Source organism: Burkholderia sp. LMU1-1-1.1 (assembly GCF_040675865.1).
Classification (GTDB): domain Bacteria; phylum Pseudomonadota; class Gammaproteobacteria; order Burkholderiales; family Burkholderiaceae_D; genus Rugamonas.
Genome location: NZ_JBEGHG010000056.1, coordinates 130,469 through 144,282 on the forward strand (window position 1 = coordinate 130,469; position 13,814 = coordinate 144,282).

Sequence of the window (13,814 nt, forward strand, 5' to 3'; positions counted from 1 at the left end):
ACAAGGTGTCAGCACGTATACTGATTATAGAAGACAACGCCACCAACATGGAGTTGATGGTCTACCTGCTGCGCGCGTTCGGCTACACGCCGCTGTCGGCCATCGACGGCGAGGCGGGCGTGGCGGCCGCGCTGCGCGAGCTGCCCGACCTGATCATCTGCGATGTCCACCTGCCCAAGCTCGACGGCTACGGCGTGGTCGCCGCGTTGAAAGGCGACGCGACGGTGCGCCACATCCCGACCCTGGCCGTGACGGCGCTGGCGATGGTCGGCGACCGCGAACGCCTGCTCGAGGCGGGCTTCGACGGCTACATCGGCAAGCCGATCGAACCCGACACCTTCGTGACGCAAATCGAGTCTTTTTTGGACGGGGAGATGTCGACCCCGTCTAAAAACGACATCGCCACGATCCTGATCGTGGACGACCACGTGCTCAACCGCGAGTTCCTGATGACCCTGCTGGGCTACGGCGGCCATCGCCTGCTGGAGGCCTCCAACGGCGCCGAGGGCCTGAAGATGGTGCTGGCCGAGCGGCCCGACCTGGTCATCTCCGACATCCTCATGCCCAACATGGACGGCTACGAGTTCGTCACCCGCATGCACGGCAATCCGGAGACGGCCGACGTGCCGGTGATCTTCTACACCGCCACCTACCGCGAGCGCGAGGCGATGGCCGTGGCGCAGTCGTGCGGCGTGCGCTGGGTGCTGCCCAAGCCGTCGGACCCGGACGTGATCCTGCGCACCGTGCACGAGGCGCTGGGGCTGGCCGCGGTCGTCGACGGCGACGGCGGGCATGGGGACGACCTGCCGGCCTTCGCGCCCGAGCCGCCGCAGGAGGGGCGCTTCCACAACATCGACGACAAGGTGGCCGAGTACCTGGGCGAGCTCGAATCGAGCAGCCAGCTGATCACGCAGTTCGCCAACGGCTCGACCGAGTCGGCCGACGGCGCCTCCGAGCACCTGTCGCTGATGACGCAGCGGCTGTCGAGCTCCCTGTCGAGCCTGCAGGCGGTGAGCCTGCGGCTGACCGCGCTCATCGAGCTGGGCATCGAATTGGGCACCGAGCGCGACCCGCGCGCGCTCGTCGAGATCGGCTGCCGCGTGGCGCAGAACATCTGCGTGTCCAAATACGCCTGCATCGGCGTGCTGGAGGCCGGCGCGACCGAGCTCAGTTACTACGCCAGCTGCGGCGCCGGCGTGCCGATCCGCCAGATCGCCCAGTCGCCGCGCGCCGGCGTGCTGCGCGGCCTGCTCGACCAGCGCCTGCCGTGCCGCATCAACGATCTCGACGGCGACCCGACCACCATCGGCCTGCCGGCCGGCCATCCGCCGGTGCACTCCTTCCTGGGCGTGCCGATCGCCTCGCGCGAGCGCACCCACGGCTGGCTCTACCTGGTCGACAAGCTCGGCGCCGACGGCTTCTCCGAGGTCGACGAGCGCGTCGCCGCCACGGTGGCCGCGCAGATCTCGGTGGCCTACGAGAACCTGCTGCTGTACGAGGAGATCAAGCGCCACCACGCCCAGCTCACGCTCGACATGAACGCCCGCATCCGCCTCGACGAGGACCTGCGCCGCTTCCGGCTGGCGATGGACGCCACCGCCGACGCCATCTTCCTGGTCGATCGCGCCGGCATGTGCTTCGTCGACGTCAACGCCACCGCCTGCCGCATGCTCGGCTACGAGCGCGAGGACTTCCTCAAGATCGGCCCGGGCGTGGCGGCCGAGGGCGACCTGCGCAAGCTCGAGGAACTGTACGAAAAACTGCTGTCGGGCGACCAGAGCGGCGCCATGACCGAGCTGCTGCTGCAATGCCGCGACGGCAAGCCGCTGGCGGTCGAGGTGCAGCGCCGCACCTTGCGCTCGGGGCCGAGCTGGATCCTGGTGGCGGTCGCGCGCGACATCACCGAGCGCAAGGAGGCCGAGCAGCGCCTGCTCAAGCTGGCCCACTTCGACACCCTGACCGGCCTGCCCAACCGCAGCCAGTTCTACGATTCGCTGACGCACTCGCTGCGCCAGGCGGGCGAGCACAAATGGTCGCTGGCGGTGCTGTTCCTCGACGTCGACCGCTTCAAGAACGTCAACGACACGCTGGGCCACACCATCGGCGACGAGCTGCTGCGCCAGTTCTCCAGCCGCCTGGTCGACTGCCTGCGCGTGCGCGACACCATCGGCCGCTTCGGCGGCGACGAGTTCGCCGCCATCCTGATGCTGCCCGAGGGCGCGCAGAACGCCATCGCCGTGGTCGACAAGATCCGCGAGTCGATGCGCCGGCCGTTCGACCTCAAGGGCCACGAGGTCACGGTCACGGCCAGCATCGGCATCGCCGTGTTCCCCGACGACGGCAACGACCCCGACACCCTGATCCAGTACGCCGACACCGCCATGTACCGCGCCAAGGAGGCCGGGCGCGACGCCTTCCGCTTCTTCACGGCCGAGATGAACGCGCAATCGCTGGCGCGGCTGGACCTGGAGAACGCGCTGCGGCGCGCCATCGACAACGAGGAGTTCGTGCTGTACTTCCAGCCCAAGGTGAACATCGGCAGCGGCCGCATCAGCGGCGCCGAGGTGTTGATCCGCTGGAAGCGGCCCGGCCATGGCATGGTGTCGCCGGCGCTGTTCATCCCGATCCTGGAAGAGACCGGCCTGATCGTGCGGGTCGGCTCGTGGGTGATCCACGAGGCGTGCCGCAAGATCGCCGAATGGCGCCGCGCCAACGGCTGGGCGGTGCACCTGTCGGTCAACGTCTCGGGCATCCAGTTCTTCGTCGGCGGGCTGGAGGAGGAGGTGCTCAGGGCGATCAAGGAGCACGACATCGCCCCCGAGCTGCTGGAGCTGGAACTGACCGAGAGCTCGCTGATGTCGAACGCGGAAGAGACCATCACCGTGCTGCAGAACCTGAAGGCGCTGGGCATCAAGATCTCGATCGACGACTTCGGCACCGGCTACTCGTCGCTGGCCTACCTGAAACGCTTCCCGATCGACAAATTGAAGATCGACATCGCCTTCGTGCGCGAGGTCACCAGCAACCCGGACGACGCCGCCATCGTGCTGGCCATCATCAACATGGCGCACAGCCTCAAGCTCGAGGTCATCGCCGAGGGCGTGGAGAAGGACGCGCAGCTGGCCTACCTGCGCCGGCACGGCTGCGACGAGCTGCAGGGCTACTTCTTCAGCCGTCCGCTGCCGGAGCAGGAGTTCGAGGCGATGATGCGCGAAGGGCGCCACCTGCAGACACCGGTCGACGAGACGGTGCTCGACCAGCAGACCCTGCTCATCGTCGACGACGACGCCTTCATGCTCGACGTGCTGACCGACTTCCTGTCGCAGGACGGCTACCGCATCCTGACGGCGCAGACGGCGGCCGAGGGCTTCGACATCCTGGCCAAGCACCGGGTGCAGGTGATCCTGTGCGACCAGTGCATGCCCTTGATGAGCGGCACCGAGTTCATGGAACGGGTCAAGAACCTGTGCCCGGACACCTTCCGCATCATGCTGTCGGCCTACGCCGACCTGACGCCGATCATGGCGGCCATCAACCACGGCGCCATCGACCGCTTCTACACCAAGCCGTGGAAGGGCGCGGTGCTGCGCGAGAACATCCGCGAAGGCTTCCGCCTGCACGCCCGCGCGCACGGCCCGCTGCGCATCGCCGACGCGGTCAAGGCCCCCGCTTGACGATGGCCGCGCCGGCGCAACGGGGCAAGCTCGCGCGCATGGTGGCCGGCCTGGCGTTGTCGTTGCTGCTGCGTGCCGGCCCGTCGGCGGCGCAGCCGGCGCCGCTGAAAATCTACGGCATGGAAAACAAGCCGACCAGTTCCTGCGCGACGGCTGGCCCGACGGCTTTGCGGTCGAGTTGGTGGCGCGCATCCAGGAGAAGCTGGGGCGGCCCGAGCGGGGGAGATCATTCCGTGGACGCGCGCCAACGCGCTGGCCAAGGCCGAGCCCAACGTCATGCTGGCGGCGGTGGTGCGCACGCCCGAGCGCGAGGCGATCCTCGATTTCGTCGGGCCGGTGGTTCACCACGCGGGTGTCGGCCTACGTGGTCAAGGGCTGGCTGGAGCAGCTGCGGCGCGCGGACCCGGGCCAGCAAAAGGTGCGCGCCGGCGGTCAGCGCAGCACCGTCTTCGTCAGCCTGCCGCGCCGCATGGGCTATAACGTCACCGACGAGGTCACCAACGCCGAAACCGCCGCCAAAATGCTGATGAGCCGGCGCTTCGACTTCTGGTTCGTGGCCGAGGAGTTGATGCCGGCGTCGATGGAGCGCGCCGGCTACCGGCCCGACGCGGTCGAGCTGGCGTTCAACCTGAGTGCCGATGGCGTCTATTTCGCCTTTTCCAAGGGCACGCCGGAGGCCACCGTCGCCGCCTGGGCCGACGCGCTGCGCGACATGAAGCGCGACGGCAGCTTCCTGAAGATCCACCAGAAGTGGCTGCCGGCGGCGCAGTTGCCGACGGATGTGGCGGCGGCGCCGCCGCCGCGGTGACCTCTGGGCATTCGGGCTGTTTGATGCCGCTGAGATAGGCATCGGCGGCACTGCCTGCGTCAAGGTTGGCGCGACGTCGCTGTGTGCGTACTGTCCACTATCGCATGCCGTCCGAGCACGCCGCTGTCGGCCATCAGGCGCAACCGTGCCGAGCGCCATTCGGACACGCAGATGATGCGCTGTTCCCGGGCGTCCGCCAGCGCCGTCTGTGCCGCGAGTATCTCGACGATATCGCTAGCGCCGCGTTCATATTTGCGTTCGTAGGTGCGCATCGATTCCTGCGCGGCGTCCATCAACGTTTGCGACGCCTGCAGATTGCGCAGCGCCGCCGTCGCGTCGGCATGCACCTTGACGACTTCCATCAGGACGCGATGTTCGGTGTCCGCCAGCGCCTGCTCCTTTTGCTCCGCCTGGGCCTCGGCGCCTTGCACCTTGTAACGATGGGCGTAGCCGTCGAACAGCGGAATGTTGATGGCGATGCCCACGGTGCGCACTTGCGAGGCGGTGGCGGAAACGCCTTGCCCGGGATAACCGTTCTTATAGACATTACCCGACAACGCCACGCTGGGCTTGTTCTCGGCGCGGATGGCGGCGGTGTGGCTTTGGGCGGCGGCCCATTCGGCCCGCGCCGCGCGTATGGCCGGATGCGCCTCTTGCGCCGTACGCAGCCATTGCTCCAGCCGATCCAGTTGCATGGCCAGCGCCGACTCGCCATCGTCCTCGTCATCTTCAAGCAGCGCCAGATCGCTCCCCGGCGGCAAGCCCAAGACGTAGACCAGCAGCGCCATCGCCTTTTTGTAGTTGCCATCAGCGCGATTCTGGTCAAGTTGCGCGCGCGCCAGCGCGGTGGCCGCCTGCAGACGGTCGCTGCGTGCCAGCAGGCCGCTCGACTCGCGCCGCCGCGCGCTCGCCAGCGTGGCGGCGGCGGTGTTCGCCCCGAGCTGCCTGGCGCGCCAGGTGGCGCGCGCGCTTTGCGCGTCGAAATACGCCTGGATCGTATCGGCCAGATTTTTCTGCAGCGCCGCGTCGTTGCTGGCCAGCGCCGCCCGCAGCAAACCGTCGGCCGCCTGCTCGTTGGCCGCGCGCTGGCCGAAGTCGTAGATCTGCCAGCTCAGCGCCCCGTACAGCGTGTTGCCGGTGACGATCTCGGCCTGGCCACCGGTATGGCTGTCGGTGCGCAGGCGGTTGACGCTGAGCGAGAGCGTGGGCAGATAGGCCGCGCGGGCCTCGCCCAGCGCGCCGGCCTGTTGCTTGACGGCGGCCCACGCCGCGCGCAATTGCGGGTTGTTGCACATCGCCACGTCGACCGCCTCGACCACGCCGACCGGCTGGCGCGGCGCCGCGCCCGCGTCGCACGGCCGCTGCAGTGTGTCGCCGGGCAATAGCGCACCGGGGCGTGCCAAGCCGATGCCCAGCGGATCGGCGCTGAGCGGCGAAAAATCCAGGCCGGACGCCGCCGCCAGGCAGGGCAGCGCCAGCGCCAACGCCGCCAGTGGCCGTCGGGCGCCGCCGCTAGCGTTCATGCAGCGCCTCGTGTTGGTGGCGCAGCAATGGTGACAGCACATATTCGATCAGGCGCCGTTCGCCGGTCTTGATGCCGACCTCCACCGACATGCCCGGCGCCAGCGCCACCCGCCGGCCATCGATGCCCAGCGCGGTGTCGCTCAAGGTCACTTTCACCGTGTAGACCAGCTCCTTCTTCTCGTTCTGCACCGCGTCGTGTGCCACGTGCGTCACGCTGGCGGGCACGGTGCCATATTTGGTGTAGTCGAAGGCGGTGATTTTCACGGCGGCCGGTTGGCCCTCGCGCACGAAACCGACGTCGCGGTTCTCCAGCTCGGCCTCCACCTCCACCGCGTGCGCGTCGGGGACGATCTGCATCAGCGCCTGCGCCGCCGGCACCACGCCGCCGACCGTGTGGACCGCGAGCTGCTGCACCGTGCCGTCGACCGGCGCGGTCAGGCTCAGCAACTTGCTGTGCGCGGCCGAGCGCCGGGCGTCCTGCAGGGTCGAAGCGGCGAGCTTGGAGCCCTCGGCGAGCTGGTCGTGGGCCACGCGGCGCGTCTCCTCCAGCAGGCCGACGCGCTGTTGCCGCGCATCGACCAGTTGCCCCGCCAGCTCGACCCTGGCCTGCTCCTTCTCCAGCCAGGCATGCTGGGCGACATCGTGTTCCTGCAGCAACGCCTGATAATCGACGGCCCGCCGCGTGGCCAACGCCAGCGCCTCGCTCAGATGCGCGATGGTGGCGTCGATCCGCCCCCGCCGCGCGCAATAATCGCGATACTGGCTGACCAGATGCAGTTGTTCGGCCTGCCATTCAGCGTCGCCGAGCGTCGCGCCGAGCGCGCGCAAGGCACCGGCCGACGGCAGGCGTGGCGGTTTGCCGTCGGCCAACGCGGCGATCAGCGCCTGCGCCCTGGCCGCCTCCAGCACCGCGACATCATGGTCGCCCTGAGCCTTGTCCCGTTCGGCGTCGCTGGCGCTTGTGTCGAGCTCGACCAGTAGTTGGCCGGCCTTGACCCGCTGCCCCTCGATCACGTGCAGCGCCTTGACGCTGGCCACTTCGACGGCGGCGATCGACTTGATACGGCCGCTGGGAATGATCTTGCCGGCGGCGTTGACAACGATATCGACATGCCCGAACACCGACCAGGACAGCAGCAGCGTTACCAGCGCGATCAGCACGGCGGCGGTGCGCCGCGCCGTCGCCGAGATCGGACTGGCCTGGAGCGACAGCGCGGCCGGCAAATAGGCGGCCTCGTGTTCACGCAGCAGGTGGGCGTCGAGCGCGGGGCGCCGGCGCCATGCCTCCCGCCACACCGCCACGTAACGCTTCCACAAGGCGCGCCAGGCGCCGAGGCGATGCCGGTCGATCACGCCGCCCTCCCGTCCGCCGGCGCCGTCCGGGCCGGCGGACGCGGCATGCCCGGAGGACTCGTTTGCAGCTGGAACAGGTGGTGGTAAATGCCGCCGCTGTTTCGCATCAACTCGTCGTGGCTGCCAAGTTCCGCGATCTGGCCGCGTTCCATCACCACGATGCGGTCGGCCTGGCGCACGGCGGACAGGCGGTGGGCGATGATCAACACGGTGCGGTCCTGGCAAATCGCGCTCATATTGTCCTGGATGACGCGTTCCGACTCATAGTCCAACGCGCTGGTCGCCTCGTCGAAAATCAATATCCGCGGATTGCCGATCAGCGCGCGGGCGATGGCGAGACGCTGGCGCTGACCGCCCGACAGGCCGGTTCCGTGCTCGCCGATCCTGGTGTCATAGCCCAGCGGCAGCTCGCAGATGAACTCGTGGGCGCCGGCCAGCTTGGCGGCGGCGATCACTCGCTCCAGCGGCAGCGCGGGATTGTGGACGGCGATGTTGTCGCGGATGCTGCGCGAGAACAACACGTTTTCCTGCAACACCACGCCGATCTGGTGGCGCAGCGCGGCGACGTCGGCGATCGCGATGTCATGACCATCGATCAGTACCCGTCCCCGGTCCGGCAGATAGAGCCGCTGTGCCAGCTTGGTCAACGTGCTTTTGCCCGAGCCCGAGCGGCCAACGATGCCGATCACCTCGCCCGGTGCGATGCTCAACTGTAGGCCACGAATGATGTCGGGCGTATCCGGTCGATACCGGAACGAGATATGGTCGAACACGATGGCGCCCTCAACGGTGGGCATACTGGATGACTGCGCCGCGCTTTCAGTGCGCGCATCGAGGATGTCGCCGAGGCGCGCCATCGAGATGCCGACCTGCTGGAAATCGTTCCACAGTTGCGCCAGACGCAGCACCGGCGAGGCCAGCTGGCTGGCCAGCATGTTGAACGCCACCAGTTCCCCCACCGACAGATGGCCGTCGAGCACCTGACCGGCGCCCAGCCACATGATGCCCGCTGTGACCAGCTTGCTGGTGAGCGTCACGCCGCCGCTGGCAAGCAAGCCGATGTTGGTGGCCGACAGGGCGGCGCTGACGTAGGCGGCCAACTGCTGCTCCCATTTTTGTTGCCAGCGGGGCTCAACCGCCAATGCCTTGACGGTATGGATGCCACCGATGGTTTCGACCAGAAAGGATTGGTTCTCGGCGCTGCGGTTGAACTTTTCATCCAGTCGCGCGCGCAACATCGGCGTGAACACCAGCGATAAGATGAAATAGACAGGAATGGACGCGGCCACGACCAGGGTCAACAGCGGGCTGTAAAGCAGCATCACGCCCAGGAACACGAACGAGAACAACACGTCCATCAGCAAGGACATCGCGTTGCTGGTCAAGAAGGCGCGGATGTTTTCCAGTTCGCGCACCCGCGCCACCGAATCGCCGACGCGGCGCGCCTCGAAGTAAGCGATCGGCAACGCCAGCAAATGCTGGAACAGGCGCGCGCCGAGCTCGACATCGATTTTGCTGCTAGTCATCGCAAACACATAGGTACGGATACCGTTCAGAACGGCTTCGAAAATCACCGCGCAGACGAGCCCCAGCGCGATGACGTTGAGCGTTTGCAGCGCGTGGTTGACCAGCACCTTGTCCATCACGACTTGAAAGAACAGCGGTGTCGCCAGTCCGATCAATTGCAGCACCAGCGAGATCAGCAGCACTTCGCCAAGCAGCCGGCGGTATTTGATGACGGCCGGAATGAACCAGCTGAAGTCGAATTTGGCCATCGCGCCGGCGTAGCTGGCTTTGCTGGTGAGGAAAATCAGGTCGCCGGTCCATTGCGCCAGCAAGTCGGCGACGGAACAGACCACGGGCGCCGCGCCGGCATGCTGCATTAGCACGGTGGCGGTGTGGTGATCGGCGCCGGCTTGGTAGCGCGCGACGATGAAAAACCGTCCGTCGCGATGGCGCGCGATCGCCGGCAGCGGCGCCTTGTCCAAGCGCGCGACGTCTTGCCTTACCAGCCCGGCTTTGAAGCCCAGGCTGCGCGCCGCCAGCAGGATCACCTGGGTGTCGACGCAGGCGCCGAACTGATGCAACAAGGTGGCGGCTTCCGCCGCGACACCATGCAGGGCCGCCATGGTCAGCAGCGACTCCAGGCCGGTGTCGGCCGGCGCGGGAAGGTCGCTGGCCTGGCGCGGATCGCCGATGGCCGGGTGACCGGAGGGGAATGTGGAAGTCATGCGTTCTTAAAAACGGGAAGGCGGCGTGAGGCGCGGGCAGCGATGCGCCCGCACGCCGCCAACGCGGTAATCCTGGCCGTTAAGCCAGCATGCGGCTCGGATGGCGCCCTGCGGTCAGGCCCATCTCGGCAGCATGGATCCGGCCGGCGACGCCGTGTTCCTCGTTGAGCGCGCCGGAGGGGGCGCCGAAGCTGGCCATGGACTGTATTAGCTGGCTGGCCCCGCGCAGGCTCGACGCCTGCAAGCCGGCGGGCGTCGACAGCGACGACGCGTTGGCGGTCGTCGTCAACCCGTTGCCGGTCAAGGCATGGGCTTTGTCCAGCTTGGCGGTGTCCAGACGAGATGTCGGATTGACGCTGTCTTCATTGATGGGGCCGAGATCACCGCCGCCGCCGCCGCCGCCACCACCACCGCCGCCACCGTCGCCGCCACCGCCTCCGTCGCTGCCGCCTTCGCTACCGCCATCGCCATCGGCGCCGCCGCCATCCCCGCCACCATCCGACGCCCCGCCCGAACCAACCGGCGTGCTACCGGAACCGCTCCAGTCATCACCGAAACCATCGGGCTGGGTGGAGGACTTGGTTTGACCGTCTGATCCTATTTCAATCCACTGGCCGCCGGCGGTATGTTCCGTGGGATTGGCCACCTGCACATAGCCTCCAGAATGGTTTGTGCGCCCTTCCTCGCCAAGAGGGGTGACGATGGAATTGGTCCTCTCGATAGCCATCTTGTCCGCAAGGTTGTCGTATTGAGGATCTGCTATTTGCACATCAAGCCAGAGATAGGGATCGTTTGCATGAGACATCTCGTGGAACAAATTGGCAGCCGGGGATTCATAGTTGGAGATGTTGCCGTTGGCATCTGTCACCGCGATCGCTGTATCTGGATCCCAGCTGATGGTCATGTGCCCGTCCGAGTCTTGCACAGTTTGGTTAATGCCATTGTGGTTGATGACCAGATCCGCATGCTGGGCGCTGGTATCGCTGATTAATTGGGTTCCTTGCGAATTTTGGCTCCCATAACTCAAGGCACTTTGAAGTTTTTGCAGGTCGGCGCCGCTGGCGTTGGAAACAGAATTAAATACACCCGTAATTGGCATGACTTCTCCAGGTAGTGTTGATAAAAATTAGAAAATGCCGCAAGACTTCGGCGCGTCCTTATTCAGCTGCTGCGCCGCAGATTCTTTGACGGTCGCATGGACTTCCTCCACCAGATCATTTCGCAGATGGACGGGTGTTGAATTCCAGTTTCCCTTCAGGTAGGACTGGTTGAGGAATTTCTGACTGAATTCCACCGAGATATCGTTGGTGTCTTTGAAATGAAATACGATCTTGTTTCTGACTTCAAATTTTTGTCGGGAATCGACGTCGGCCTGCGATATATCACGCGCCGCACTAACCAATTTCAATAGTTTTGACGATGTTTCAGAATCACGTATCGCATAGGTGCAGCCGATCTTCTGCAAGATCGCAGCGGTAATCTGTGTTCCAAAAGATAATCCGGTGCCAACGAAAGTCACATCCGCCGCTACCGGCAACCTCGCGCTCTCAACCGGCGAACTATCTTCCGCAGCGTTGCACGGTGAATATATACATGTCACTGCAAGTAAAAGGGGCAATAATCTTTTCATATTTATCCGGATGTTTGGTTGATACGGTCACATTGGAAAGTATTGATTCTCGCAGTCATATTCTGCCGTCCAGGACGGCAGGAAATTTTGACGGATTAAGAGGCATTTAATCGCGGCTAGATATTCATGTGTGACTGGATATTAGACAGCGGAGGGCTCAGTGTCCAGTTTACTATTGTATAAATATTGTATTTATTCACATAATGTTACATTAAATTGCGTCTTCAGGGGGGCGGGATGCAACGTTAAAATGAATATCCAATGTGGATGTTTACTTGCGGGTTTTTTTAAAAAAGCACTATTGGTTGGTCTTGGCTGATTAACAGGTGGATAAAAAGGGAGGGCTGGCGCGGCAGAGACCGTGGTGATGTGGCGGGTTGGGCGAGCTGATTCAATCGGTCGGCGCACGGCGGCCGTGGACGTGCGGGGCGTAGCCGAAATGCGTGCTGCACGCCCGTGGGCCGTCTTTCGCCGAAGATCAAGCGCCTATCTTGCTCCCATCCCCCCTCATTTACGTTTAAACCATCCCGGTGTTCTCACTTGGGCCGCAGAGGTGTTATGCTTGCATGAGAATAAACAGAGATCCTCGCTATGCAACAAAAAGCACCCCGTCGCACCCGTGAACGCATACTGGAACTGTCCTTGCGGTTGTTTAACGAGTTCGGCGAACCCAACATCACCACCACCGTGATCGCCGAGGAGATGAACATCTCTCCCGGGAACCTGTATTACCATTTCCGCAATAAGGACGACATCGTCAACTCGATCTTCGTCCAGTTCGAGGCCGAGATCGAACGCATCCTGACCGTGCCCAACGGGCGCCGCTCGAACATCGACGACGTCTGGATGTACCTGCACCTGATGTTCGAGCTGATCTGGCGCTACCGCTTCTTCTACCGCGACCTCAACGACCTGCTGTCGCGCAACCGCAAGCTGGAGCTGCACTTCAAGCAGATCCTGGCGCACAAGATCAAGGTCGCCAAGCAGCTGTGCGAGGACTTGCGCAGCGAAAAATCGCTGGAGGCGTCGGACGCCGCCATCGACGCCATGGCCACCAACATGGTGGTGGTGGCGACGTACTGGCTGTCGTACGAGTACGTGCGCAACCCGCGCAAATACAGCGAGCAGCAGTCGATGGCCGACGCGCTGGCGCGCGGCTGTTACCAGGTGCTGTCGCAGATCGGGCCGTATCTGCGCAATGAGACCAGTTTGCTGTTCCAGAAACTGTCCGAAGAATACCTGAAGAAGCTCAAGTGAGCCGACGGAGACACCATGGCCTGGACCCCTTTCCCTTATCCCGATCCCGCCTACCGCTACACGCCGGAGGGCCTGAGGGCCGCCTGGCCGGCGCTGCATAGCGGCGACCTGGAGCCGTTTCCGGCCAATCCGGCGCTGCTGCAGGCGTGGATCGCCTTCCATGCCGGCGAGTTCGAGCGCGCCGCGCGGCTGGGGCTGGACGTCGGCGTGAACGGCTACTCGGTCGCGCACAAGGCGATCTGCATCTACGCCCAGTATCTGGAAACCAGCGTCAAGAAGCGCATCGCCACCTTCGAGTGCGTGGCCGAGCGCTGCGAACGCCAGCAGCGCGAGCAGCCCGGCAACCCGGCGGGCTATTACTGGCACGCCTACGCGCTGGGCTACTATGCCGAGGGCATCTCGGTGGTCAAGGCGCTGGCCCAGGGGCTTGGCCCGCGCGTGCGCGCCAGCCTGGAAAAAACGGTCCAGCTGGCGCCGGCGCGCGCCGACGCCCACGTCGGCCTGGGCGTCTATCACACCGAAATCGTCGACAAGGTCGGCGCCATGATCGGCGGCCTGACCTACGGCGTCAAGAAGGAGGAGGGCTACCGCCACTTCGAGACCGCGCTGCGGCTCGATCCCGATTCGGCGATCGCGCGCATCCAGTACGGCCACGCGCTGGCGATGCTCGACGGTAAAAAGAAAATGGCCGACGCGACGGCCTTGCTGGAACAGGCCGCGCGCCTGGCCCCGCGCGACGCGATGGAGCGGCTCGATGTCGAGGCCGCGCGACAGGAACTCATGGAGGAAAAGCAGCAGTGACGAAGACGATTTGTGTGTATTGCGGCGCCAACGCGGGCGTCAGCCCCGTGTACGCCGAGGCGGCGCGCGCGCTGGGCCGGGCGCTGGTCGATCAAAACCTGGCGCTGGTGTACGGTGGCGGCAACGTCGGATTGATGGGCATCATCGCCGACGAGGTGCTGCGGGTCGGCGGCGAGGCCACCGGCGTGATCCCCACCGCGCTGGTCGAGCGCGAAGTGGGCCACACCGGCCTGACGCGCCAGTTCATCGTCAAGGACATGCACGAGCGCAAGGCCATGATGGCCAGCCTGTCGGACGGCTTCATCGCCATGCCCGGCGGCATGGGCACCTTGGAGGAATTGTTCGAGATGCTGACCTGGTCGCAACTGGGCATCCACGCCAAGCCGATCGGCCTGCTCAACGTCGACGGCTTCTACGACGGCTTGATCGACTTCATCGCCCACGCCAGCGCGCAGGGCTTCATCCGCCCACAGCACGCGGCGCTGATGATGTCCGAGACCGATCCGCAGGCGCTGCTGAAACTGCTGAAGGCCTAG

At 65.1% G+C, this 13,814-nt stretch carries 10 protein-coding genes; 5 read left to right on the top strand and 5 right to left on the bottom strand.

Annotated elements, in window-relative coordinates; all coding sequences use genetic code 11:
* The first annotated feature begins 5 nt into the window (after positions 1–5).
* On the top strand, positions 6–3,674 hold the full coding sequence (locus tag MRBLMU1_RS26160) for an EAL domain-containing protein (protein WP_363507948.1): 3,669 nt from the start codon (positions 6–8) through the stop codon (positions 3,672–3,674).
* 352 nt (positions 3,675–4,026) lie between these two features.
* On the top strand, positions 4,027–4,482 hold the full coding sequence (locus MRBLMU1_RS26165; RefSeq protein WP_363507950.1) for a transporter substrate-binding domain-containing protein: 456 nt from the start codon (positions 4,027–4,029) through the stop codon (positions 4,480–4,482).
* Positions 4,483–4,541: 59 nt separating this feature from the next.
* Here the strand turns inward: MRBLMU1_RS26165 and MRBLMU1_RS26170 are convergent, their stop codons facing one another.
* From MRBLMU1_RS26170 to MRBLMU1_RS26190, 5 genes are all read right to left on the bottom strand, one after another.
* Positions 4,542–6,005 carry a TolC family protein gene (locus tag MRBLMU1_RS26170; protein ID WP_363507953.1) on the bottom strand — a complete coding sequence of 488 codons (1,464 nt, stop codon included), beginning with the start codon at positions 6,003–6,005 and terminating at the stop codon, positions 4,542–4,544.
* Positions 5,995–7,359 (bottom strand): HlyD family type I secretion periplasmic adaptor subunit, encoded by a 1,365-nt coding sequence (locus tag MRBLMU1_RS26175; protein ID WP_363507956.1) that lies wholly within the window; start codon positions 7,357–7,359, stop codon positions 5,995–5,997. Before MRBLMU1_RS26175 ends, MRBLMU1_RS26170 begins: the two co-directional genes overlap by 11 nt.
* Complete coding sequence (locus MRBLMU1_RS26180; protein ID WP_363507958.1) at positions 7,356–9,590, bottom strand: type I secretion system permease/ATPase; 2,235 nt, start codon at positions 9,588–9,590, stop codon at positions 7,356–7,358. Before MRBLMU1_RS26180 ends, MRBLMU1_RS26175 begins: the two co-directional genes overlap by 4 nt.
* Positions 9,591–9,669: 79 nt before the next feature.
* Positions 9,670–10,689 (bottom strand): M91 family zinc metallopeptidase, encoded by a 1,020-nt coding sequence (locus MRBLMU1_RS26185; RefSeq protein WP_363507961.1) that lies wholly within the window; start codon positions 10,687–10,689, stop codon positions 9,670–9,672.
* Between the two features lie 27 nt (positions 10,690–10,716).
* Positions 10,717–11,220: a hypothetical protein gene (locus tag MRBLMU1_RS26190; protein WP_363507964.1), complete on the bottom strand. Its 504-nt coding sequence runs from the start codon at positions 11,218–11,220 to the stop codon at positions 10,717–10,719.
* A 591-nt stretch (positions 11,221–11,811) separates the two neighbouring features.
* Here MRBLMU1_RS26190 and MRBLMU1_RS26195 point away from each other — a divergent pair.
* Genes MRBLMU1_RS26195 through MRBLMU1_RS26205 form a run of 3 tightly spaced genes read left to right on the top strand, consistent with a single transcriptional unit; the run spans position 11,812 to position 13,814 of the window.
* Positions 11,812–12,477: a TetR/AcrR family transcriptional regulator gene (locus tag MRBLMU1_RS26195; protein ID WP_090320420.1), complete on the top strand. Its 666-nt coding sequence runs from the start codon at positions 11,812–11,814 to the stop codon at positions 12,475–12,477.
* Between the two features lie 15 nt (positions 12,478–12,492).
* On the top strand, positions 12,493–13,278 hold the full coding sequence (locus MRBLMU1_RS26200) for a hypothetical protein (protein ID WP_363507967.1): 786 nt from the start codon (positions 12,493–12,495) through the stop codon (positions 13,276–13,278).
* The gene (locus MRBLMU1_RS26205) at positions 13,275–13,814 is read left to right on the top strand and encodes a TIGR00730 family Rossman fold protein (RefSeq protein ID WP_363507970.1); all 540 of its coding nucleotides are present in this window, start codon (positions 13,275–13,277) and stop codon (positions 13,812–13,814) included. The genes MRBLMU1_RS26200 and MRBLMU1_RS26205 overlap by 4 nt, the downstream gene beginning before the upstream one ends.

Coding starts and splice junctions, on each gene's coding strand:
- MRBLMU1_RS26170 (WP_363507953.1), bottom strand. CDS start 6,005: ATGAACGCTAGCGGCGGCGCCCGACGGCCACTGGCGGCGTTGGCGCTG.
- MRBLMU1_RS26180 (WP_363507958.1), bottom strand. CDS start 9,590: ATGACTTCCACATTCCCCTCCGGTCACCCGGCCATCGGCGATCCGCGC.
- MRBLMU1_RS26185 (WP_363507961.1), bottom strand. CDS start 10,689: ATGCCAATTACGGGTGTATTTAATTCTGTTTCCAACGCCAGCGGCGCC.
- MRBLMU1_RS26190 (WP_363507964.1), bottom strand. CDS start 11,220: ATGAAAAGATTATTGCCCCTTTTACTTGCAGTGACATGTATATATTCA.
- MRBLMU1_RS26195 (WP_090320420.1), top strand. CDS start 11,812: ATGCAACAAAAAGCACCCCGTCGCACCCGTGAACGCATACTGGAACTG.
- MRBLMU1_RS26200 (WP_363507967.1), top strand. CDS start 12,493: ATGGCCTGGACCCCTTTCCCTTATCCCGATCCCGCCTACCGCTACACG.